The 23,214-nt window shown below is 58.1% G+C and carries 16 protein-coding genes and 3 pseudogenes; 16 read left to right on the top strand and 3 right to left on the bottom strand.

Annotated features, from left to right (window positions below):
* Positions 1 to 345: 345 nt before the first annotated feature.
* From KHU33_RS04770 to KHU33_RS04735, 8 genes are all read left to right on the top strand, one after another.
* Positions 346 to 1,875, top strand: coding sequence for a PhoPQ-activated pathogenicity-related family protein (locus KHU33_RS04770; RefSeq protein WP_211461364.1), 1,530 nt, complete (start codon positions 346 to 348; stop codon positions 1,873 to 1,875).
* 194 nt (positions 1,876 to 2,069) lie between these two features.
* Positions 2,070 to 2,834 (top strand): SDR family oxidoreductase, encoded by a 765-nt coding sequence (locus tag KHU33_RS04765; protein ID WP_211461363.1) that lies wholly within the window; start codon positions 2,070 to 2,072, stop codon positions 2,832 to 2,834.
* A 48-nt stretch (positions 2,835 to 2,882) separates the two neighbouring features.
* The gene (locus tag KHU33_RS04760) at positions 2,883 to 3,737 is read left to right on the top strand and encodes a fumarylacetoacetate hydrolase family protein (RefSeq protein ID WP_211461362.1); all 855 of its coding nucleotides are present in this window, start codon (positions 2,883 to 2,885) and stop codon (positions 3,735 to 3,737) included.
* A 46-nt stretch (positions 3,738 to 3,783) separates the two neighbouring features.
* Complete coding sequence (locus KHU33_RS04755) at positions 3,784 to 5,061, top strand: L-fuconate dehydratase (protein WP_211461361.1); 1,278 nt, start codon at positions 3,784 to 3,786, stop codon at positions 5,059 to 5,061.
* A gap of 98 nt (positions 5,062 to 5,159) precedes the next feature.
* Positions 5,160 to 5,936, top strand: coding sequence for an SDR family oxidoreductase (locus KHU33_RS04750; protein WP_211461360.1), 777 nt, complete (start codon positions 5,160 to 5,162; stop codon positions 5,934 to 5,936).
* A gap of 76 nt (positions 5,937 to 6,012) precedes the next feature.
* Positions 6,013 to 7,548 (top strand): sugar ABC transporter ATP-binding protein, encoded by a 1,536-nt coding sequence (locus KHU33_RS04745; RefSeq protein WP_211461394.1) that lies wholly within the window; start codon positions 6,013 to 6,015, stop codon positions 7,546 to 7,548.
* A gap of 45 nt (positions 7,549 to 7,593) precedes the next feature.
* Positions 7,594 to 8,640, top strand: coding sequence for an ABC transporter permease (locus tag KHU33_RS04740; RefSeq protein WP_211461359.1), 1,047 nt, complete (start codon positions 7,594 to 7,596; stop codon positions 8,638 to 8,640).
* A 129-nt stretch (positions 8,641 to 8,769) separates the two neighbouring features.
* Positions 8,770 to 9,711, top strand: coding sequence for an ABC transporter substrate-binding protein (locus KHU33_RS04735; RefSeq protein WP_211461358.1), 942 nt, complete (start codon positions 8,770 to 8,772; stop codon positions 9,709 to 9,711).
* A gap of 78 nt (positions 9,712 to 9,789) precedes the next feature.
* Here the strand turns inward: KHU33_RS04735 and KHU33_RS04730 are convergent, their stop codons facing one another.
* Entirely contained in the window at positions 9,790 to 10,278 is a 489-nt protein-coding gene (locus tag KHU33_RS04730) for a GFA family protein (protein ID WP_211461357.1), read from the bottom strand.
* A 244-nt stretch (positions 10,279 to 10,522) separates the two neighbouring features.
* Between KHU33_RS04730 and KHU33_RS04725 the strand changes: the two genes are divergently transcribed.
* The 8 genes and pseudogenes from KHU33_RS04725 (at position 10,523) to KHU33_RS04690 (ending at position 20,501) form a co-directional block, all read left to right on the top strand.
* A complete protein-coding gene (locus KHU33_RS04725) occupies positions 10,523 to 11,203 on the top strand; it encodes a response regulator transcription factor (protein WP_211461356.1) in 681 nt (226 codons plus the stop codon).
* The gene (locus KHU33_RS04720) at positions 11,196 to 12,557 is read left to right on the top strand and encodes a sensor histidine kinase (RefSeq protein WP_211461355.1); all 1,362 of its coding nucleotides are present in this window, start codon (positions 11,196 to 11,198) and stop codon (positions 12,555 to 12,557) included. Before KHU33_RS04725 ends, KHU33_RS04720 begins: the two co-directional genes overlap by 8 nt.
* Positions 12,558 to 12,646: 89 nt before the next feature.
* Positions 12,647 to 12,928, top strand: a pseudogene (locus tag KHU33_RS26305) (transposase); the annotation flags it as partial.
* 4 nt (positions 12,929 to 12,932) lie between these two features.
* Positions 12,933 to 13,091 (top strand): annotated as a pseudogene (locus KHU33_RS26820) (IS5/IS1182 family transposase); the annotation flags it as partial.
* A 253-nt stretch (positions 13,092 to 13,344) separates the two neighbouring features.
* Positions 13,345 to 14,523, top strand: coding sequence for an efflux RND transporter periplasmic adaptor subunit (locus KHU33_RS04710; protein WP_211461354.1), 1,179 nt, complete (start codon positions 13,345 to 13,347; stop codon positions 14,521 to 14,523).
* Between the two features lie 53 nt (positions 14,524 to 14,576).
* On the top strand, positions 14,577 to 17,774 hold the full coding sequence (locus tag KHU33_RS04705) for an efflux RND transporter permease subunit (protein ID WP_211461353.1): 3,198 nt from the start codon (positions 14,577 to 14,579) through the stop codon (positions 17,772 to 17,774).
* A gap of 1 nt (position 17,775) precedes the next feature.
* Positions 17,776 to 19,266, top strand: coding sequence for an efflux transporter outer membrane subunit (locus KHU33_RS04700; RefSeq protein ID WP_211461352.1), 1,491 nt, complete (start codon positions 17,776 to 17,778; stop codon positions 19,264 to 19,266).
* Between the two features lie 119 nt (positions 19,267 to 19,385).
* A pseudogene (locus tag KHU33_RS04690) lies at positions 19,386 to 20,501 on the top strand (ABC transporter substrate-binding protein).
* A gap of 15 nt (positions 20,502 to 20,516) precedes the next feature.
* Here KHU33_RS04690 and KHU33_RS04685 read toward each other — a convergent pair.
* Positions 20,517 to 21,812: an MFS transporter gene (locus KHU33_RS04685; protein ID WP_211461349.1), complete on the bottom strand. Its 1,296-nt coding sequence runs from the start codon at positions 21,810 to 21,812 to the stop codon at positions 20,517 to 20,519.
* Positions 21,813 to 21,891: 79 nt separating this feature from the next.
* Positions 21,892 to 23,013 carry a M20 aminoacylase family protein gene (locus KHU33_RS04680; protein WP_211461393.1) on the bottom strand — a complete coding sequence of 374 codons (1,122 nt, stop codon included), beginning with the start codon at positions 23,011 to 23,013 and terminating at the stop codon, positions 21,892 to 21,894.
* Positions 23,014 to 23,214: the final 201 nt, after the last annotated feature.

Here is a 23,214-nt window from a genome sequence, read left to right as displayed (position 1 = left end):
GCGTTGAGATCGGACCTTGCCTTCACTACAATCGCATTCTGCTAATTGCATAAGCACGGCCCTTGAGAAATATCGTTTTAGCTGAGTTCAGTCAGCATAACAATTTTTCCGTATGGAAAATGTCGGCGCATCCTGATCTTCTATAAGAAAATCCCTATCGGACGAGATAGAGTCGTAAACTTCCCTAAATAACCGGATAGGAAAGAGTCGAATTTTCAGACTTTGAGGAAAGTCAGGTCGCAGAGATGCGCAAAGAAGTGGATGCAAGCATCCGTCAGGCTGCTGAGTATTGCCAGGGAAAATTGCTGAAATTTTACAAAGGGTGTTATGAGTCGATTGAATAGGTTGAGTAAGCTCGTTGTTATATCTGGTCTCTTCTGCCTGGCTGGATGTGGCTCGGGGCCGGTGCGATCTTCAGATGCTGCGCAGAGATGTTTTGAAAATAGCGGGAATCGTTTTAACCAAGTGCTGGCCTGTTATCGTACGGCAGAAGCATCGCAACCCCTGGTATATGCAAGCAAGGAGACGGAGCAATTGCCAGGTGTTCAGAAGCGTCGGTTTGAACTGACCTCGCAAAACTGGTCGCCGGATAAGATGGCGCAGCCCGTAGCATGGAAGCATGATGTCGATATTTATATTCCAACCGGCGCCTTGACCGGCCGGGTTTTACTAGTGGCAAATAACGGTATAAATACCGCGACAGCCGATGCGAGCGTCAAATCAGCCTCCGATTTTACTGAAGCGACGGCTATTGCGATCGCTCAGCAAACAAAAACCATCGTTGTTTCGGTCAGCAATGTTCCCAATCAGTTTTTGACTTACATGGATGACGGCATCGGACGCCGAGAAGACAGCAGCGTTGCCCATAGCTGGAAATTATTTATGCAAGCGCCGGAAGCGCGTCCTTTCATGTCGCTGCATGTGCCGATGATGGAGGCTATCGTTAAGACCATGGATCTGGCGGAAAAAGAACTGCAGCCATGGAAAATACAGGCATTCATTGCGGCTGGCGCATCGAAGCGTGCCTGGGGTGTCTGGCTGGCGGCAATTGCCGATTCGCGAATCGAGGCGATTGCGCCGTTCGTGATCGACATCTTGAATATGGATAAGGTGTTGGAGCATACCAAGCAGGTTTATGGTGGAAACTGGCCATTGGCGTTTGGCGATTACCAGCGAGAAGGCGTTACCGCACAACGCAAAACAGAAAGTTTTGACAAATTGTTGCAAATCGAAGACCCATTGCGTTATCTGGACAGTGCATATGCGCAGCGGCTCGCGATTCCCAAATATATAGTCAATGCCAGCGGCGACGACTTTTTTGCGCCCGATAACGCAAGTTATTATTTCGATGGATTGCCTGGCGTAAAAGCGTTGCGTGTGGCGCCTAATTCTAATCATTACGGGATTCTCAAGTATGTAGAGACTTCATTGATCACACTGATCAACCGTGTGCAACATGCGACAGCGCTGCCGGCAATCGAGATGCAATTGGCAAAGAGCGGAGGAGAGGGAGGCAATGCCAGCGATGTGCTGCAGCTTAGCTTTTCTGAAATGCCGGTGAAGGTAGTGCAATGGGTTGCTTCCAATCCGGTTGCACGCGATTTTCGTTATGCCTGCGGGATTCGTTACGAAGCGAGGCCGATTGCAGCTGCGCAGACCGTGACAGTCGCAATGGCAGCACCAAATGAAGGGTGGCGAGCCTCTTTTGTCGAAGCGCAATTTGCAGACGGCTTTGTGATTACTTCGCCAGTACGGATATTGCCCAAGGCTTATCCAGCAACGCCGCCACTTGAGCTTGGACCTGTTTGTAAAACAACAGCCGAATTGCCTCTTGCAACAAACGCACCTCCCAAATCAAATGTCAACAGGCCCTAGGCTGCAGGCAGGTTGACCCTGTCCTCAAGATTGGCGCTGCTTACCAGGGCAGGGTCAATCTTGACTTGCATTTATTCATTGCAAAGCCCAAATATAAGCACTATTATTGGTCCAGCCAATGGACCTATGGGCCGATCTCCATCGAACGGCAAGCAAGTCCTGGTCAAAATATAAAAACCATGGAGACAGTTTCAATGAGGCTACAAGGAAAGCGCATCCTGGTGACTGCGGCTGGACAAGGCATAGGGCGCGCCAGCGCCTTGCTGTTTGCCCGCGAAGGAGGGCAGGTGCTGGCTACCGACATTAACCGGAACGCCTTGGACGAGACTGCCGCGATTGCTCGTGCCGACGGCGTCGCGCTTGTCACGCAGCATCTTGACGTCACCGACGCCAAGGCGGTGGCCGCATTGGCGCAATCAGATTCCCGTTTCGACGTGCTATTCAATTGCGCCGGCTATGTCCACCACGGCAGCATCCTGGATTGCAGCGAACAAGACTGGCATTTTTCGTGGGATATCAACGTCTCCTCCATGTACCGCCTGATCCAAGCGCTGTTGCCAGGGATGCTGGCGCAAGGCGGCGGTTCCATCATCAACATGGCGTCTGCCGCTTCCAGCGTTAAAGGGGTGCCGAATCGTTTCGTGTACGGCACGACCAAAGCGGCGGTGATCGGTTTGACCAAGGCGCTAGCCGCGGATTTCGTTGCCAAGGGGATTCGCTGCAACGCTATCTGTCCGGGCACGGTGGAATCACCGTCGCTGGTGGCGCGGATCAAGGAACAGGCGCAGCAGCAAGGCGTTGAGATCGCTGAAATCCAGGCCGCTTTTGTCGCCCGCCAGCCGATGGGCCGGGTCGGCAAGGCTGAAGAAATCGCTGCCTTGGCGCTGTACCTGGCGTCCGACGAATCATCGTTTACCACCGGCGCCATCCATGTGATCGATGGCGGCTGGTCCAATTAATCCGGGCTGAATGCTGAACGCGGGCCTGTTAACCATGAAAGCAAACCCATGAAATTGTTGAGATACGGCCAGAAAGGCCAGGAAAAGCCGGGAATACTGGATGCACAGGGGCGTGTGCGCGACCTGTCCGGCGTGGTGGCGGATATCGCCGGCCATTGTCTGACGCCCCAGGCACTGGACAAATTGCGGGCCTTGAATCTGGATAGCCTGCCGCTGGTAGGCGGCACGCCGCAGCAGGATCTGCGCTTGGGGCCATGCGTGGGCGCGGTCGGCAAGTTCATTTGCATCGGTTTGAATTACTCCGATCATGCCGCCGAATCGGGCATGGAAGTACCGGCGGAGCCGGTGGTGTTCAATAAATGGACCAGCGCCATCTGCGGGCCGGACGACGACGTTGAAATTCCTCGCGACTCTTTAAAGACGGATTGGGAAGTAGAGTTAGGCGTGGTGATCGGCATGGGCGGCCGTTATATAAGTGAAGCCGACGCCCTCAAGCACGTCGCCGGTTACTGTGTGATCAACGATGTATCCGAGCGCAAATACCAGCTGGAACTGGGCGGCACCTGGGACAAGGGCAAGGGCTGCGACACCTTCGGTCCGCTCGGACCGTGGCTGGTGACTGCCGATGAAGTGGCAGATCCGCATTCTCTGAATCTGTGGCTGGAAGTGGATGGCCATCGCTACCAAAACGGCAATACCTCAACCATGGTGTTCCGGGTTCCAGCGCTGGTCAGTTATCTCAGCCGCTTCATGAGCTTGCAGCCAGGCGACGTGATTTCCACCGGCACCCCGCCAGGCGTCGGCCTCGGACAAAAGCCGCCGGTCTATCTGCGTGCGGGCCAGGTAATGCGGCTCGGCATCGACGGCCTGGGACAGCAGCGCCAACGCACCATCTCATTTTGAGCCAGAGAAACCCAGAGAAAATCAAAGAAAATCAGAGAGACCGACGATGACAACCATTCGATCAATACGCGTGCTGGATGTGCGCTTCCCGACTTCGCAAATGCTGGACGGATCGGATGCGATGAATCCGGACCCCGACTATTCCGCCGCCTACGTGATTCTGGAAACCGACCAGCCCGGCCTGGAAGGCCACGGCCTGACCTTCACCATCGGCCGCGGCAATGAAATATGCTGTGCCGCGATCCAAGCGATGGAACATCTGGTGATCGGCTTGAAGCTGGACTGGATCAGCGCAGACATGGGACGTTTCTGGCGTCACATCACCTCCGACAGCCAATTGCGCTGGATCGGCCCGGACAAGGGCGCGATCCATCTGGCTACCGGCGCAGTCGTCAACGCGGTCTGGGATTTATGGGCCAAGGCCGAAGGCAAGCCTTTGTGGCGGCTGGTGACCGACATGTCGCCCGAGGAGCTGGTGCGGGCCATCGATTTTCGCTACATCACTGACTGCATCACGCCGGAGGAGGCGCTGGCCATGCTGCGCGAGCAGGCCGGCGGCAAGGCCGAACGCATCCGTTCGCTGCAGCAGGACGGCTATCCGTGCTACACCACCTCCGCCGGCTGGCTGGGTTATGACGACGCCAAGTTGCGCCGCCTGTGCCAGGAAGCGGTGGACAGCGGCTTCAACCATATCAAGCTCAAGGTCGGCCGCGATCTGGCCGACGATATCCGCCGCGTCACCATTGCACGCGAAGTGATCGGCCAGGAGCGGCAATTGATGATCGACGCCAACCAGGTGTGGGAAGTGAATCAGGCGATCGAATGGGTCAAGCAGCTGGCGTTTGCCAAGCCCTGGTTTATCGAAGAGCCGACCAGCCCGGATGACGTCGAAGGGCACCGCAAAATTCGCGAGGGCATCGGCGCGGTCAAGGTGGCAACCGGCGAAATGTGCCAGAACCGGATCATCTTCAAGCAATTCATCATGCGCGGCGCGATCGACGTGGTGCAGATCGATTCCTGCCGTCTCGGCGGGGTGAACGAAATACTCGCGGTGCTGCTGATGGCGGCCAAGTACAAATTGCCTGTATGTCCACATGCCGGCGGCGTTGGTTTGTGCGAATATGTACAGCATCTGTCGATGATCGACTATGTCTGCATCTCGGGCAGCAAGGCCGGGCGCGTTACGGAGTACGTCGATCATCTGCATGAGCACTTCGTCGATCCCTGCGCGATCCGCAACGCCGCCTACATGCCGCCAAGCGCGCCCGGATTCTCGATTACGATGAAAGCGGAATCGTTGCAGCAATACCAGTTCCGCGGCTAGCCGGGGATGGCAAGTTGTTGGATATCGGCGGCAGTTGATCTATAAAGAATAAGTGGCAAAGCAGGTGCAAAAAAATAAATAAAAATGGAGACAGCAAGGTGGACCTACATTTAACCGGAAAAGTGGTGATCGTTACCGGCGGCGGCGCAGGGATCGGCGGCGCGATCTCGCTGCAACTGGCGGCCGAAGGGGCGATTCCCGTGATCTTGGGCAAAAGCCGGCCGGCGCCCGAATTCACGGCCTCCTTGCTGGCGCTGCAAGACAAGTCGCGGATTATCCAGCTGGACCTGATGGATGACGATAAGTGCCGCGAGGCCGTGGCCCAGACCGTGGGCGAATTCGGGAAAATCGACGGTCTGGTGAACAACGCCGGAATCAACGACAACGTCGGGCTCGACGCCGGCCGGGCTGCCTTTGTCGAATCGCTCGAAAAAAACCTGATCCACTACTACACGATGGCGCATTACTGCGTTCCGCATCTGAAAGCCAGCCGTGGCGCCATCGTCAATATCTCGTCAAAAACCGCCTTGACCGGCCAGGGCAACACCAGCGGCTACTGCGCATCCAAGGGCGGGCAACTGGCGTTGACGCGTGAATGGGCCGCCGCGCTGGCTGCTGACGGCGTGCGGGTCAACGCCGTGATTCCAGCCGAAGTGATGACGCCGCTGTACCGGCACTGGATTGCCAGCTTCGATAATCCGGAAGAAAAGCTGGCCGCCATCACCAGCAAGATACCGCTAGGAAAACGCCTTACTACGGCTGAGGAGATTGCCGATACGGCAGTGTTTCTGTTGTCGCAGCGCGCCGCCCATACTACCGGACAGTGGCTGTTTGTGGATGGCGGCTACAGCCATCTGGATCGTGCCTTGACCTGAATTTAACCTGATCTTGAGCTGACACAACGCAAAAGAGGCCGCAGATATGCAGCATGCAGAAATTCCCGGAGCACATATGCCGGCCCAGGCGGCGCCGTCGGCATCGGAATACATTATTTCCCTGGAAAATGTGACCAAGCGTTTCCCCGGCGTGCTGGCGCTCGATAACTGCCGCTTCGATCTTCGGCCTGGCGAGGTACACGCGCTGATGGGCGAAAACGGCGCCGGCAAATCGACGCTGATGAAAGTGCTGGCAGGGGTGTATCCAAAGGATAGCGGCGAGATCCGCATCGACGGCCAGCTGGTCGAGATTCCCACCCCGCGCGCCGCGCAAATGCTGGGCATCGGCATCATTCATCAGGAACTCAATCTGATGAACCATTTGAGCGCCGCGCAAAATATCTTCATCGGCCGCGAGCCGCGTGGCCGTTACGGCCTGTTTCTGGACGAAGACGCCTTGAACCGGCAAACCAGGCTGATCTTCGAACGCATGCGGCTCGATCTCGATCCGCGCACGCTGGTGAGCGAGCTGACGGTGGCCAAACAGCAGATGGTGGAAATCGCCAAGGCCTTGTCGTTCGATTCACGCGTGCTGATCATGGATGAACCTACGGCGGCGCTGAACAACGCCGAGATCGAAGATTTGTTCCGCATCATCCGCCAACTGCAGTCGCATGGCGTTGGCGTTATTTACATCTCGCACAAGATGGATGAATTGCGGCAAATCTCCAACCGCGTCACGGTCATGCGCGACGGCCAGTACATCGCTACGGTGCCGACCGCCGCCACCTCGATGGAGACCATCATCGGCATGATGGTAGGGCGCCAGCTCGACAACAGCGGGCCGGCCATTGCCGATACTTCCGCCAACGACATCGTGTTGCAGGTCAAGGGGCTGCAGCGCGGCGCGTTGATCAAGGATGTGAGTTTCGCCTTGCGCAAAGGCGAGATTCTGGGCTTTGCCGGCTTGATGGGCGCCGGCCGCACCGAAGTTGCGCGGGCGGTCTTCGGCGCTGACCGCATCGACGCCGGAGAAATCCTGGTGCACGGCGCCAAGGTGTCGATCAAATCGCCCAAGGATGCGGTGGCGCATGGCATCGGTTATCTGTCGGAAGACCGCAAACACTTCGGCCTGGCTACCGGGTTGGACGTCAAGACCAACGTCGCCATGTCCAGCATGAACCGCTTCCTGACCCAGGGCTTGTTCCTGGATCAAGCCGCGATGCGGGATACCGCACAGGGTTTCGTGCGCCAGCTGAGCATCAAGACGCCCTCGGTCGAGCAGCCGGTGCGGCTGCTGTCGGGCGGAAACCAGCAAAAGATCGTGATTGCCAAATGGCTGCTGCGCGATTGCGACATCCTGTTCTTCGACGAGCCCACGCGCGGCATCGACATCGGCGCAAAAAGCGAAATCTACAAGCTGCTCAATACCCTGGCAGAACAAGGAAAGGCGATTGTGATGATTTCCTCGGAGCTGCCGGAAGTGCTGCGCATGAGCCATCGCATCCTGGTGATGTGCGAGGGCCGGATTACGGGCGAACTTTCGGCTGAAGAAGCGTCGCAAGAAAAAATCATGCAACTGGCCACCCAGCGCGAACCCGCATTAGCCTGACTATTGGCCTGACACCGAAATCACTCACATTCAATGAAGACCACCATGGCAAATACCCAGAATCCCCTGTCGCAAGCAAAGCCAAAGCCGCCCATCAGCGGGCAGGGCGCGCTCGCCAGTCTCAAGGCCAAGATATTCCATCCTGCCACCCGGCAGAAGCTGCTGGCCTTTGCCAGCCTGCTGGTGTTGCTGGTGTTTTTCAGTTTCGCTTCGCCGAATTTCCTGGAGATCGATAACCTGGTCAGCATCTTGCAATCGACCGCCGTCAACGGCGTGCTGGCAATTGCCTGCACCTTCGTCATCATCACTGCCGGCATCGATCTATCGGTGGGCACCTTGATGACTTTCTGCGCGGTCATGGCCGGGGTGTTCCTTACTTACTGGGGCCTGCCTATCTATCTTGGAATTGCCGCCGCGATCTTGTTCGGCGCCATGTGCGGCTGGGTTTCGGGGGTATTGGTCGCCAAACTCAAGATTCCTCCCTTTATCGCAACGCTGGGCATGATGATGCTGCTTAAGGGTTTGTCGCTGGTGATCTCCGGCACCAAACCGATTTATTTCAACGACACGCCGGGCTTTTCAAGCATCTCGCAGGAATCGCTGATCGGCAACCTGATTCCGGTCTTGCCGATCCCGAATGCGGTGCTGATCCTGTTCCTGGTGGCGATTGCGGCCGGCGTCGTGCTCAACAAAACCATCTTCGGCCGCTATACCTTTGCGCTGGGCAGCAACGAAGAAGCGCTGCGTCTGTCTGGCGTCAATGTCGATTTCTGGAAAGTCGCGGTGTATACGCTCGGCGGCGCCATCTGCGGCATTGCCGGCCTGCTGATCGCATCGCGGCTGAACTCGGCGCAACCGGCGCTGGGCCAGGGCTACGAGCTGGACGCGATTGCTGCCGTGGTGATCGGCGGCACTTCATTATCAGGCGGCAGCGGCACCATTCTCGGCACCATCATCGGCGCTTTCATCATGAGCGTGCTGATCAACGGCTTGCGCATGATGTCGGTGGCGCAGGAATGGCAAACCGTGGTGACCGGCATCATCATCATCCTGGCGGTCTACATGGATATCCTGCGCCGCCGGCGCCAGTGAGGAGCGCCGCCGCCGGCAAACAAGACAGGTTTTGTACGTGCACATGATGTTCCGGGCATCAGTATCAACGCCCATCGTTTCGATGCAGACAGCATCGCATCCATTTTATAACCATGAAGGAGACTTGAAATGATAAAGAGAAGAGCAGTCAGCATTGCCGTCGGCCTGGCGCTTGCGCTTGGATTCAGCGCAGCGGCGGTAGCCGAAGAGACTTACATTCCCCTGATTTCGAAGGGTTTCCAGCACCAGTTCTGGCAAGCGGTGAAGTCAGGTTCGGAGCAGGCTGCCAAGGATTTTAATGTCAAGGTGTCGTTCGAAGGCCCTGAAACCGAAGCCATGGTCGACAAGCAGATCGACATGCTGTCGGCGGCGCTGGCCAAGAAACCCAAGGCCATCGGTTTCGCCGCGCTGGACAGCAAGGCGGCCTTGCCATTGCTGAAAAAGGCGCAGGCAGCGCATATCCCGATCGTTGCCTTTGACTCGGGCGTGGATAGCGACATCCCGGTGACTACCGCCACCACCGATAACAAGGCGGCGGCAGCGCTGGCGGCCGACAAGATGGCCGAACTGATCGGCAAGGAAGGCGAAGTGGCGGTGGTGGCGCACGACCAGACCAGCCGCACCGGCATCGACCGCCGCGACGGTTTCGTCGAGCGCATGAAGGCGGCCTATCCCAAGGTCAAGATCGTCAGCATCCAGTACGGCGCCGGCGACCAGCTGAAATCGACCGAGATCACCAAGTCCATTTTGCAAGCCTATCCGCATCTGAAAGGCGCCTTCGGCACCAATGAAGGTTCGGCCATCGGCGTCCTCAACGGCGTCAAGGAAATGAAGCGCAAACTGGTGGTGGTCGGCTACGATTCCGGCAAGCAGCAGAAAGATGCGATCCGCGACGGCAGCATGGCCGGCGCCATCACGCAGAACCCGGTCGGCATCGGCTACAAGACAGTGGAAGCTGCGGTCAAGGCGCTCAAGGGCGAGAAACTGCCCAAGGTGATCGACACCGGTTTCTATTGGTACGACAAGAGCAACATCAGCGATCCGAAGATTTCCGCCGTACTGTACGACTGATCTTCTGTGCTCCGGCATGGGCGATGGCGCTGCGACCGGCGCCGTCGGTCCGGCAATCCAGCGCGCCAGCTTTGCAGGTCACCTGAGCAGGCCCAGCCGCTGATGCCATTCAAACAAAGACTCATGCGGAAATTCGGCGAACTGCTTGTCTTTGCGGCCTGCCTTGACTTCTACCCACGGCGCTTTATAGGCTAACAGCAGGTGGGTATGCTCGGGCGCTACCGGCAGCGGCGTATCTATGGCCGAGGCGAAGGGGTGGACCAGTTCAGGCCATTCCGGACTGTAAAGCCAAAGCGCGCTGCCGCAACGGCGGCAGAAATGCCGTTGCGCCGTGCTGGTATGGAAGCGCGTTTCACCTTTTCGTTTGAGCCTGGCGTGGTAGACGCTGACGTCATCCTGGCCCTGCACCTTCAGGGTCCTGGCGTCGCCGCCGATATTGACGGCATATCCGCCGCCGCCCTGCGTCTTGCGGCAAATCGAACAATAGCAGCGCTGGTAGGGATAGGGCGTGTTGCTATCCAGACTGAAGCGGACTGCTCCGCAATGACAGGATCCCTTGAGCTTCATGCGTCTCTCCCTAAAACTGAGTTGTTGTGCAGAAAATGCGGGGGTGATCGACAATAGTCTACGCTCACCCGATACAGCCAGCGCCCGCCAAAGGGCTTTAACAAGATATCATCTGGTCTTGGCCGGTCTTGGTCATTTGGCAGCGGCAGACGCAGCAAGACCGTAGCGCTTGTTAAGCGATCGCGGATCAAACTGGCTGAAATATACAAAATGGCATCACCAACATTTCAAAAATGGTTATTTCATGCGCTTTCTGGTAATCGAAGACGATAGCGACACGGCCCTCTACATCTGCAACGGGCTGGAGGAACGCGGGCATGCGGTTGCCTGGCGCAGCGACGCCATCGATGGTCTGAACAGCGCCAAGAATGAACAATGGGACCTGATCATTCTCGACCGGATGCTGCCTCAAAAGGCGGACGGGATGGCTATCATCAAAGCCCTGCGGGAAATCGGCAAGATGACGCCGGTCCTGATTCTGAGCGCCCTGGCAAGCCTGGACGAGCGCGTGCAGGGGCTGCGTGACGGCGGCGACGACTATCTCACCAAGCCGTTTGCTTTCTCTGAGTTACTTGCACGCTGCGAAGCATTGCTGCGCCGTGCAGGCGCGCGGGATGAGGTGCAGGAACTTCGGGTGGCGGACCTGAAGCTCGATTTGAGAACGCGGCGCGCCGATCGCGCAGGCCAGCCGATTGCGCTGCAACCCAGGGAATTCCGTCTGCTCGAATACCTGGTGCGGCATCAAGGACAAGTTGTCACGCGCACCATGCTGCTGGAAGCCGTGTGGGATTATCACTTCGACCCGCAGACCAATGTCATCGATGTGCAGATCAGCCGCTTGCGCAACAAGATCGACAAGAATTTTTCACCGCCGCTGCTGCATACCGTACGCGGCGTCGGCTATATGATAGGCATTCATGGATAAATTCTGGAATTCGGCGGCGTTTCGCTTGTCGCTGATTTGCGGCGGCTTGGTTATTGCATCCGTCATTCTGCTTTCCACCGCCTTTTATTTCGGCACCGTCGGTGTGCTGGCGCGCGGCGCAGACGACAAAATCACCACTATCGCGAAGCGGCTCACGCAATACGCCGAGTCTGGCGGCGCGGCGCAGGTGGCAAAAAAAATCGAACAAGCCCTGAGCGATGGCGTGGATTCGGATACCGAGATCTATTTGCTTGCGAACGCAGAGGGCAAGAGCGTCGCCGGCAATATCGCCATGTTGGATGTCGTGGCTCCGCTCGATCAGGTGACCGACCGGGAAGTCGTGCGCAACGGTCGTCCGTCGCTTGGCCGGATACTGTTGCGCCGCTTGCCGGATGGCTCGCTGCTGGCGGTTGGCCGCGACATGAGCGACTTGAATCAGATCAATACGCTCATCTGGCGCGCCATCGGCATTGGCGGCTTGCTGGCCTTGATGCTCTCCGTGGCGGGAACAGTCTTCTTCCGCTCCCGGATTGAGCGCAAAATCTGGGCAATCCGTCACGCCGCCCTGGATATTGCTTCTGGCAATCTTAGCAGGCGCATTCCTGTATCCGGCGAGAGCGACGAATTCGCCAGGTTGAGTCATGACCTGAATCGCATGCTAGACAGAATCGAACATCTGATGGACGGCGTGCGGCATGTCTCCAATACCATTGCACATAACCTGCGTACCCCCCTGGGGCGGATCCGCGGCCATCTCGACGAAGCGTTGCGCGCCAAATCTGGCGGCGGGCGGCTGGTTGCTGCGGGCAGTTTTGCCATCGAAGAAATCGATGGATTGATTGCCCTGCTTGACAAGCTGCTTCAGGTTGCCGAGGCGGAATCCGGAATGCGGCGGCAGACCTTCGAAGCCGTTGCGCTGTCTGAGGTAATAACGAACCTGGCCGAACTCTATGACGCCGCCGCCGAAGAGATGGGGGTAACGCTGGTCACGAAAATAGAGGGCAATCCGACAATTCGCGGCGACAAGCAGTTGCTGGCAAGCGCGCTGGCCAATCTGCTCGACAATGCGCTGAAATACGCCGGGCGTCCGGCCGCGATAGGCATGCATGTGGCTCAACGAGGCAACAGCGTTACCCTGCTGCTGCATGACAATGGCCCCGGCATTCCGGAACAGGAGCGCTCGAACGTGCTGCAACGCTTCTATCGCCTGGACCATAACCAGCAAGGCAACGGGATCGGCCTGTCCATCGTCGCCGCCATCATCAATCTTCATGGCGGCACACTCGCTCTGGAAGATGCCGCGCCGGGCCTGTCGGTACGCATGGTGTTTCCCAGCGCCGGCAGCGCCACCTAAGGAAGCGCTGATCAATTCATCGACGTTCTGTTTCGGTTGACTGCAAGAGCCGAGACAATAACGGCACGTCCATCACCGAGCCATCGATCATGCAGAAGAGTTTTTCCGATCTTGAATATGCAGCCAAGAAGAAGCTTACGCGGCGCGACCGATTTCTTGCCGAGATCGACCAGGTCACGCCTTGGGGCAAGCTGCACGCGCTGATTGAACCGTTCTACCCGAAGGTTGCAGGTGCGGGCCGCCCGCCGATCGGCTTGGCGCGCATGCTGCGCATGTACGTTGCCCGGCAGTGCTTTGGTTTGTCCGACGAAGGCATTGAAGACGCGATCTACGACAGCCAGGCGATCCGCGGCTTCGTCGGAATTGATCTGAACGTTTCATGTTATCAAGAACTTGTTCCGTCATCGCAAAACCCGGTATCGGGGCCTGGACAAGAACACTGCTCAATTGTTCTCCCTGTTCGCGTTTGCCAACCTGGTGCTGGCTGGACGGCGTTTTACATTGCCCGGCACCCGAGCTGCGTCCAGAGTGTAGGAAAGTGGAAAATTAACGGCAATTTTGCTGCAAAAACCTGGCTATTCGACGCGTTATACCGGAATCTCGGTGATCGCCGAAGTTGGATGCGCCAGAAATCGTCAACACGCCGAATAGGTCAATTGATCAGCGCTTCCCTAACCAAATGGTAATGTTTTGCACAGGTTGCGGATAGACCCGCAACGCTAAAATATGCATGGCAACTGCCGCGCCATTCTTCAATGGCAGTTCGCTTTATCAATCAGGGTAGGCCATGCAAAAAAATAAAATAAACTTGGGAATCGGCGCGCTGACCGGCTGCCTGCTGGTGGCCGCCATTGTCGTGTATCAGAGCAGAGCCGATAATGCGTCGCCGCCGCCGCAACGTGTTTCTGCGCCTGCGCAAGATAGCGTGACGATCACGGAATTGCAATCGAAGCAGGTCAAGATCGAGGCCGCGCAAATGCTTGACTTTGCTTCCCAGCGGGAAGCAGTTGGCTATATCGACTTCAATCAAGATTTCACGGTGCCGGTGTTTTCCCCGTATCAGGGGCGGGTGCGCCAGGTGTTTGCCAAGGCCGGCGACGATGTCAGGAAGGGCCAGCCGCTGTTCTCGATCGATAGTCCGGACTTGGTGCAAGCGGAATCGACCCTGATTTCCACTGCGGGTGTGGTTGCTTTGAATAGCAAGGTGCTGGAGCGCGCGAGGAAAATGTTTGAGACGCAGGCAAGCGCGCAAAAGGATGTGGAGCAGGCGATTTCCGACCAGCAAACCGCGGAGGGCAACTACCAGGCTGCGCGTAACGCGGTGCGTATTTTTGGCAAGTCCGAGAGCGAGATAGACAAAATTGCTGCAACCCGCAAGGTCGATGGCGAGTTGCTGGTGGCCAGTCCGCAGCGCGGCCGCGTGACTGCACGCAATGCGGCGCCAGGTTCGCTGCTCCAGCCCGGCAATGCGCCGGCGCCGTTCACCGTCGCCGATCTATCCACGATGTGGATGGTGGCTAACGTATCCGAATACGATTTGCCGCAACTCCGGCTGGGGCAGCATGTCGCGGTCGCCGTCATGGCGTACCCCGGGCAAAAATTCCAAGGGGAAATCACTAACATAGGCGCTGCGGTCGACCCCAATACGCATAGAGCCGCAGTGCGTTCCGAGATCAAGGATCTGCAGCATCAATTACGTCCACAGATGCTCGCCACCTATGTCATACGCACCGGCGAACCGACCCGCTCGGTCGCCATTCCGGTCAACGGCGTGGTGCGCGAAGGCGATGGCACGATGACGGTTTTCGTCACCCAAGACAGCCGTCGTTTCGTCCGCCGTCCGGTCAGGCTCGGACTCCAGCAGGACGGATTGACCCAGATTCTTGATGGTTTGTCCGCCGGCGAAAAGATCGCCGGCGATGGCGCGCTGTTCCTAAGCAATATGCTGGCCCTGCAATCGCGGTAGCCGCTGGCCAGGCTGACTACTCCGACTGATTTTCGCAGAAAGAAAGGCACATCGTGCTTAGAAGTCTCCTCACGTTTGCGCTGTCGCGCAGGCCCATCGTGCTGCTGGCCTTGCTGGTATTCATTGTCGCCGGCTTCGCGGCATACTCGAAGCTGAATATTGAAGCCTATCCCAATCCGGCGCCCGTCATTCTGGAAATTACCGCACAAGCGCCTGGCCTCTCCGCCGAGGAGATGGAGCGCTCCTATACGCGGCCGATGGAAGTGGGGCTGGCCACCACGCCGGGCGTAGAGAACATCCGCTCAACCTCGTTTTACGGTCTGTCCTTTGTGCGAGTCACTTTCAAATATGGAATCGACTACTATTTCGCCTCCACCCAGGCGGCGTTGAACCTGCAGCAGAATGTCAGTCTGCCGAATAGCGTGCAACCGCAAATCCAGGCATCCAGCCTGGTCGGTGAGATTTTCCGTTATCAATTGACCGGGCCGCCGCATACCGGGCTGACGAATCTACGCACTTTGCAGGATTGGGTGGTTACGCGCCGGCTTCTGACCGTGCCGGGCATCATGCAAGTCGTGACCTGGGGCGGCACCACCAAAGAGTACGAGGTGGAGGCCGATCTGCACAAACTCGAAGGCTACAACGTCACGCTGCCGCAGCTTGTTGCCGCCATCGGCAATGCCAATACCAACGTTGGCGGGCGCACGGTTAACCTGGGCCAGCAATCGGTCAACATCCGTGGCGTCGGTTTGATCAAGGACGGCGCCGACATCGGCAATATCGTGCTGTCGCAGTCGAATGGCGTTCCGGTGCTGGTCAAGGACGTGGCCAAGATCTCGATCGGGGCGGTGCCGCGCCTGGGCAAGGCAGGCCGCGATGAGCAGGACGACGTGGTGACCGGTATCGTGGTGATGAACCGCACGCTGCAAACCAATGAAGTAGTGGAGCGCATCAAGGCGGAAGTGGAGAAAATTAACACGGACGGCAGCTTGCCTGCTGGCGTGAAAATGGTGCCGTTCTACGACCGCTCGACGCTGGTCAACATCACCACCCATACGGTGCTGCACAATCTGCTGTTCGGTTGCCTGCTGGTGTTCCTGATCCAGTGGATATTCCTTGGCGATCTGCGCAGCGCCATCATCGTCAGCGCCAACATCCCGATTGCCTTGTTCTTCAGCATCATCATCCTGGTGTTGCTGGGGGATTCCGCCAACCTGCTGTCGGTCGGAGCGGTCGATTTCGGCATCATTGTCGATTCGGCAGTGATCCTCGTGGAAAACGTATTCCGCAATTTTCAAAAGTCGCAGAGAGAACAGCAAGACCTGCTCGAAGCGCAGGACGAAGAGGTATTGGTCAACCACATGCGCAGCCAGGCGAAGCAAGGCTGGTCCATGCGGCTGCGTCTGCTGTTCTTGAGCGCGGTGCAGGTGGACCGCGCAGTGCTGTTTTCGTCGGCGATTACGGTCGCGGCCTTTATCCCGTTGTTCACCATGCAAGGCGTCGAAGGGCAGATCTTCAATCCAATGGCGCGTACCTATGCCTACGCGCTGATCGGTGCGTTGTTCGCGACGTTTACAGTCACGCCGGTACTGGCTTCTTTCCTCCTGCCGAAACATATCGAGGAAACCGAGACCATCCTGGTGCGCGCGATACGCCGGGTCTATTCGCCGGTACTGCGCTGGGCGCTCGGCAAGCGCAGAACCACCGTGGCGATCGGGCTTGGATTCCTGCTGATTGCCGGCTTGCTGCTGCCGCGCATCGGCACCGAATTCCTGCCGGCGCTGGAGGAGGGCAATTTGTGGATACGCGCCACCATGCCAGCCACTATTTCGCTGGAAGCGGGGATGGACAAGGTCAATCGCATGCGGCAAATACTCAGGACCCATCCCGAGGTGGTCACGGCCGTCTCCCAGCATGGACGCCCGGACGACGGCAGCGATGCGTCAGGCTTCTACAACGTCGAATTGTTCGTGCCGCTCAAACCGTTTGACGAATGGCGCAGCGGATATACCAAGGAAATGCTGGTGGACGATGTGCAGAAACAGTTTTCTGCCGAATTTCCCGGGGTGGAATTCAATTTTTCTCAGTACATCCAGGACAATATCGAAGAGGGTTTGTCCGGCGTCAAGGGGGCGAATTCAGTGAAAATCATCGGTCCGGATTTGCCGACGCTGGAAAAACTGGCCGACCAGGTCCTGCATGAAATGAATCAAGTCAAGGGGATCGAGGATCTCGGCGCCTTTCATGTACTGGGTCAACCGAACTTCAATATCGCCATCGATCGCGCCAAGGCGGCGCGCTACGGTTTGAATACCGGCGATATCAACGCCGTGGTCCAGGCTGCCGCGGGCGGCTCTCAGGCCACCATGGTGCAGGAAGGCGAGCGCCAGTTTGCGTTGACGGTACGCCTGGCGCCCCAATACCGTTCCGATCTGGAGTCGATCCGCAACATCAAGGTTGGCTACGCCACGGCGGGCGGCGGCACCGCGTATATCCCGCTGCGCGAGTTGGCAACGATTTCGCTCGACACCGGCGCGTCGTATATCTTCCATGAACGCAACGAGCGGTTTATTCCGGTGAAATTCAGCGTGCGCGGCCGCGACCTGGGCAGTACCGTCGCCGAAGCCCAAGCACGGGTTGCCCGCAAAGTTGCGCTGCCGAGCGGCTATCGCATCGCTTGGGCCGGAGAGTTCGAGGAACTGCAACAGGCCAAGAAGCGGCTGGCAATCGTATTGCCGGTTGCGCTCCTGACGATCCTGGTGCTTCTATATACCTTGTTCAATTCGTTCCGCGATAGCGTCTTGACCTTGGTCGCCATTCCGTTCTCGATCGCCGGCGGCATCATCGCCCTGTATTTTTCCGGGCTGCCTCTGAGCGTGTCGGCGGCAATCGGCTTTGTATCCTTGTTCGGGGTGTCGGTGATGAACGGCATTTTGGTCATCACTTATTTCAATCATCTCATCGTCGAGGGAAAAACACCGCTGGACGCGATGCGCGAAGCGGCCGAGCAACGCATGCGGCCGATGTTGATGACGGCGTTTTCGGCCTGCATCGGCTTGTTGCCGGCGGCGCTATCGACCGGCATCGGCAGCCAGGTGCAGCGGCCGTTGGCAATCGTGGTGGTGGGCGGCATGCTGCTAGGCCCGATCATGTTATTGATTGTGGCGCCGGCGCTGCAAGTGATGGTGCTGGGATGGTCGCGCAAGCAGCCCGACAGGGCCTTGGCACAGCCCAACGACAAGGAAATCTGATATGAGCAGGCAGAAATCAGCGAAGCCCCTGAATTCTCTATGCGCGGGCGTTATTGCATCGGCGTTGACCACTGTCGCTTGCGGCGGTTGCGCCGTGGGACCGGATTTTCATCGCCCGGCGGCGCCGGCAGTTGAGCACTATACGCGCGAACCGCTATCGGTCACGGCCGAAGCGCCGGGAACAGGCGGCGCAGCGCAGCATTTTGATGCCGGAGCGGAGATCGAACGCCAGTGGTGGACCGTGTTTGCCTCGCCAACGCTGAACGATCTGGTTGAGCGCGCGTTCAAGCACAATCCGAGCATCGAAAGTGCGCAGGCGGCATTGCGCCAGGCACAGGAAAGCACGGCGGCGCAACGCGGCATATATTTTCCGACGCTGCAAGCAAGCTACTCGCCCAGCCGCCAGAAAAACGCTGTCGGCACGATTTCTCCGACACTGACCTCGGGCGATCCGCTTTACACCTTGCATACGGCACAGCTCAGCATCAGCTACGCACCGGACGTTTTCGGCTTGAACCGGCGCACAGTCGAATCGCTGGCGGCGCAGGCGGAAACCCAGCAGTACCAATTGGAGGCGGCATATCTGACGCTGGCGTCGAATGTGGTTGCGGCGGCGATCCAGCAAGCCGCGCTGCGCGCTCAAATTCAAGCCAGCGAAGAGATTATTCATGGCGCGGAAAAGTCGCTCGACTCCTTGCGCCGCCAAGCAGAGTTGGGCTTTGCATCGGGACTGGATGTGGCCGCCCAGGAGACGGCGCTGGCCCAGGCACGGCAGACCTTGCCGCCGCTGATGAAGCAATTGGAACAAACGCGGAATCTATTGGCCGTGCTGACCGGGAGCTTCCCGGCGCAGGGCGGAATGGAAAATGTCGAACTGGATGCATTGCAATTGCCGCAAGTGCTGCCGCTGAGTCTGCCCTCGAAGCTGGTCGAACAACGGCCCGATGTACGTGCCGCCGAGGCCCAGGTGCACGCGGCCAGCGCGCAAGTCGGCGTAGCGGTCGCGAATCGTCTGCCGCAGATTTCAATCTCAGCGTTGTATGGCGGCAGCTCCACGCAGTTTAGTCGGATGTTCGCCGACGATAACAAGTTCTGGGGAGTCACCGGAAATATCGCCCAGACCGTTTTCGACTTCGGCACGCTGTTGCACCGCAAACGCGCGGCCGACGCCGCATTGGAGCAGGCCGCGGCACAGTACCGTAGCGTGGTGCTGACTGCATTCCAGAATGTGGCCGATACCTTGTACGCGCTTGACGCCGACGCCAAGGCACTCTCGGCGGCGGCGGCGGCCGAAGCGGCCGCAAGCAAAACCATGAGCCTGACACAGCGGCAGCTCGAACTGGGCTTCGTTAATGCCTTGGTCTTGCTCAACGCGCAGCAAGCTTATCAGCAGACCAGGATTGCACGGATCCAGGCCGAAGCGGCACGCTACACGGATACGGCTGCCTTGTTCCAGGCGCTGGGGGGCGGCTGGTGGAGCAGCAGCCAATAGCATGCCGATGTCTTTATTTCATCGTTCGAGGATCAAATAGCCGGGAAATTGAAAGCTATTTGTAAGCTTTGGAAGCGTATTGTCGACAGAAAATAATTACAATCAGGGAGACATCAATCATGAGAACGCTTTTTGCGTCTTTTTTTGCGCTTTTTTTCTTGGTATTTTCAGCAACCTCCAACGCCCAGGAAAAGATCGTCATCGGACAATCCGTCGAGCTGTCCGGCGAAGCCACCGGCAAGGAAAACATGGAGGGCGCACTGGCTTATTTCGACTGGGTCAATGCGCAGGGCGGCGTGTATGGGCGCAAGATCGAGCTTAAATCCTACGACGACAAACGCAAGCCGGAAACCACCAGGCTCAATACCTAGAAGCTGTTAAAGGAAGACAACGCCCTGGCTTTGTTCGGCTATCGCAGCACACCGACGGTAGAAGCCGTGCTGCCGCTGTTGTTGACGGAAAAAGTGCCGATGATCGCGCCGTTCTCCGGCGGCCAAAGCTTGCATCAGCCATTCAATCCCTATCTGTTCAATTTACGCGCCAGCTACCAGGACGAGACGGCGAAAATGGTGGAATTGTTCGGTTCCCTGGGGATCCGCAAGGTGGCGATTCTGTATCAGGAGGACAGCTTCGGCAAGGATGGATTGGCCGGCTTCGAGCGCAATCTGGCGAAGCATAAATTGAGCGCCCTGGTTACCGCCAGCTATGACCGCAAGGATTTGAAAATCGACAAGGCTGTCAACGCCATAGTCGCCAGTAACCCGCAGGCGGTGCTGATGGCTTGCACGCCGTCAGTCTGCTCCGATTTTGTCAAGCAAGTCCACAAGAAGGGATTCCATCCGACTTTCATGATGCTCTCCAATGTCAGCTCCGACACTTTCTTCGAATCGCTCGGTGAAGACGGACGCGGCGTGAGCGTGATGCAAGTGATGCCGTACCCGAAGGACTTCAATGCCAGCGCGACACGGGAGTTCCAGAGCGTCCTGAAAGCAATGCCTAAGCCTCCGCCGTTTTCTTATTCGAGCTTCGAAGGCTTCGTCGCCGCCAAGCTGCTGACGGAGGGACTGCGCAGAGCAGGTCCCAATCCGACCCGGCCAAAATTGATAGCAGCGCTGGAGACCCTGCGCAATTTCGACCTGGGCGGGGTGAAAGTGTCGTACACCCCAAGCAATCATGACGGATCGAAATTCGTGGAAATGATCATGATCGGCAAACGGGGGGCGATTCTGCACTGAGGTAAATCTGCGAGCTCAATCCAGGTCGCGGCCGGCGTATTCAGGAATCGCCCGTAGTGCGAGTAGCGACACGATGCCGCAGCCGATCACATACCAGGATGGCGAAAGCGGATCACCCGAGACTTTCAGCAACCAAGTCACGATGAATTGAGCAAAGCCGCCGAACAACGCCACCCCTACGCTGTAGACGATAGCCATACCGGTAGCGCGCACGGCCTTGGGAAACATTTCCGGTAATGTGACGATGGCCGGCACTCCACTCATCGCATTCAGCAGTGACATCACGCCAACCACGGCCAGCAGCACGCCGATGTCCGGCCATGAATGCAGCAGCCGGAAGGCCGGGTAGATCAGCACGATGATGGCCAGCCGTGACCAGAAAATCAAGGGCTTGCGGCCCCAGCGATCGGACCACAAGCCGAACAACGGCGAGCAGGCGAAGGTGATCAAGCCGGCAACTACGCCAGCCAGCATGGCCACTTTCATCGACATGCCCAGCACCAGAATCGCGTAGGTCGGGATATAGAACAGCACGATATAGTTGGACACGGTGCCGCCGATCGTCAGCAGAATGCCAAGCAGCGTAATCCTGCGATAGCGGCCCAGCACCTCGCGCACCGAGCCGTATGGCGTCTGGACGGTGCGCGGTTCATGGGTTTCCCTCAGGCGGCGGCGCATGAACACTCCCAGCGGGGCTATCAAGGCGCCCAGCAGGAACGGCACGCGCCAGCCCCAGCTTTCCAGCGACTCGATGGGCAAAGCAGCCGACAACAGCGTCGCCATCAGCGCGCCGACCAATGTCGCTGCGCCCTGGCTTGCCAGTTGCCAACTGCCATAAAAGCCGCGTGTGCGCGGCGTCGCGTATTCGATCAATAGCGTGGTGGAGGCGCCGACTTCGCCGCCGGCGGCAAATCCCTGCAACAGGCGCGCCAGTACAATCAGCGCAGGCGCCGCAAAACCGATCTGGGCATAGGTCGGAGCCAGGCCGATGCAGCCGGTGCTGAACGCCATCAGAAAAATCGTCAGTGTCAGGGCGGCTTTGCGGCCAACCCGGTCGGCATACGCGCCAAGTATCACGCCGCCAAGTGGGCGGGTGATGAAACCCGCGCCGAAGGTACCTGCCGACAGCAACAATTGTCCGAGCGGATCATCCACCGGGAAAAACAGTTTGCCTATCAGCACCGCGAAAAAGCTGTACACGGTGAAATCAAAAAACTCCATGCCGTTGCCAAGCATGACGGCAAAGATCATTTTTTTTCGCGACATTTCACGGGGAAGCGTGATTGCCGTTTGCGTAATCGGGATAGCCATGGTGTCTCCAGGTATTTTGTAGATATTGTGCGGACCGCTCTTGAGGCGGCCTTATGCAAGATGTCAGCGGATCAAGCGTTCAGGACAGAAAGCGCTCCGTCAGATGCGCCCAGTACGCCGCGCCGGTGACAATGCATCGGTCGTTGAAGTCATAACCGGAGTTGTGCACCGTGCAAACCTGCTCGCCGGCGCCATTGCCGATCAGTAAATAGCTGCCGGGGCAATGCTGCAGCAGATAGGCAAAATCCTCGCTGCCCATCAGTGGCCGGGTATCGCAAATAATGTTGTCGGCTCCTACTAGTTCTTCGCCGATGCGTTGCGCGAACGCGGTTTCGGCAGCGCTGTTGACCAGCACCGGATAACCTTCGCAGTAATCGATTGCGGCAGACAAGTCAAAACTTTGCGCCTGCGCCGCCACCAGTTGCCGGATGCGGCGTTGCAGCAAATCGCGCACGCCGGCATCCAGCGCACGGATGCTCAGCTCCATGTGCGCGCTCTGCGGAATCACGTTGGGCGCTTCGCCAGACTTGATCGAACCGACAGTGATCACCGCCGGATGTTGGGCATCGACGTTGCGCGCGACGATGGTTTGCAGGCCCAGTACGATGCTGGCGGCGGCTACCACCGGATCGATGGCTTTGTGCGGCTCGGCGCCGTGACCGCCCTTGCCGGTCAGGGTAATGCTGGCGCGATCGGACGACGCCATGAACGCTCCGCTATGAAACACCAGTTTGCGTTCGGGAAAGCCAGGCATGTTGTGCATGGCAAAGATGGCGTCGCACGGGAAGCGCTCGAACAAACCGTCGTCGAGCATGCGCCTGGCGCCTGCAAGGCCTTCTTCGGCCGGCTGGAAAATCAGCTGCAATGTGCCGGAGAATTGGCGCGTAGCCGCCAGATAACGCGCAGCGCCGAGCAGCATCGCCGTATGGCCGTCATGCCCGCAGGCGTGCATCTTGCCTTGGTACACGCTGCTGTATGGCAAACCGGTCTGCTCCTGGATCGGCAGTGCGTCCATATCGGCGCGCAATCCCAAGCGGCGCGGCCCGTGGCCTGCCTGCAGCACGGCAACCAGCCCGGTGCCGCCGATGCCGCGATTGACTGCATAGCCCCAGGACTGGAGCTTTGCCGCGACCAGATCGCTGGTCTGATATTCCTCAAAGCCGAGTTCCGGATGCTGATGAATGTGATGGCGCAGCGCCATGATTTCATCGGCAAAGGCCGTGATGGCGTGTATGGCGGAGGGTTGCTGCAAGTCCACGGATGCCTCCTTTGGCTGTTGGATTTTCTGTTATGTCCAGACAATAGTAGAATGACCTGAGGATAATCGAAAGACAACATTTTCAGACAGTGAACACTAGCGGTTGTCATCTGCCATTGCCAGCTTGGCCGGCAGTCGAAATCC

Origin of the sequence: Collimonas silvisoli, from assembly GCF_018305005.1 — a bacterium.
GTDB classification, from domain to species: domain Bacteria; phylum Pseudomonadota; class Gammaproteobacteria; order Burkholderiales; family Burkholderiaceae_D; genus Collimonas; species Collimonas silvisoli.
The sequence above is the reverse complement of the archived record's forward strand: the minus strand, read 5'-3'. Positions and strand labels throughout refer to the sequence as shown.

Coding starts and splice junctions, on each gene's coding strand:
- KHU33_RS04765 (WP_211461363.1), top strand. CDS start 2,070: ATGAGGCTACAAGGAAAGCGCATCCTGGTGACTGCGGCTGGACAAGGC.
- KHU33_RS04760 (WP_211461362.1), top strand. CDS start 2,883: ATGAAATTGTTGAGATACGGCCAGAAAGGCCAGGAAAAGCCGGGAATA.
- KHU33_RS04755 (WP_211461361.1), top strand. CDS start 3,784: ATGACAACCATTCGATCAATACGCGTGCTGGATGTGCGCTTCCCGACT.
- KHU33_RS04745 (WP_211461394.1), top strand. CDS start 6,013: ATGCCGGCCCAGGCGGCGCCGTCGGCATCGGAATACATTATTTCCCTG.
- KHU33_RS04740 (WP_211461359.1), top strand. CDS start 7,594: ATGGCAAATACCCAGAATCCCCTGTCGCAAGCAAAGCCAAAGCCGCCC.
- KHU33_RS04735 (WP_211461358.1), top strand. CDS start 8,770: ATGATAAAGAGAAGAGCAGTCAGCATTGCCGTCGGCCTGGCGCTTGCG.
- KHU33_RS04730 (WP_211461357.1), bottom strand. CDS start 10,278: ATGAAGCTCAAGGGATCCTGTCATTGCGGAGCAGTCCGCTTCAGTCTG.
- KHU33_RS04725 (WP_211461356.1), top strand. CDS start 10,523: ATGCGCTTTCTGGTAATCGAAGACGATAGCGACACGGCCCTCTACATC.
- KHU33_RS04720 (WP_211461355.1), top strand. CDS start 11,196: ATGGATAAATTCTGGAATTCGGCGGCGTTTCGCTTGTCGCTGATTTGC.
- KHU33_RS04710 (WP_211461354.1), top strand. CDS start 13,345: ATGCAAAAAAATAAAATAAACTTGGGAATCGGCGCGCTGACCGGCTGC.
- KHU33_RS04700 (WP_211461352.1), top strand. CDS start 17,776: ATGAGCAGGCAGAAATCAGCGAAGCCCCTGAATTCTCTATGCGCGGGC.
- KHU33_RS04685 (WP_211461349.1), bottom strand. CDS start 21,812: ATGGCTATCCCGATTACGCAAACGGCAATCACGCTTCCCCGTGAAATG.
- KHU33_RS04680 (WP_211461393.1), bottom strand. CDS start 23,013: ATGGCGCTGCGCCATCACATTCATCAGCATCCGGAACTCGGCTTTGAG.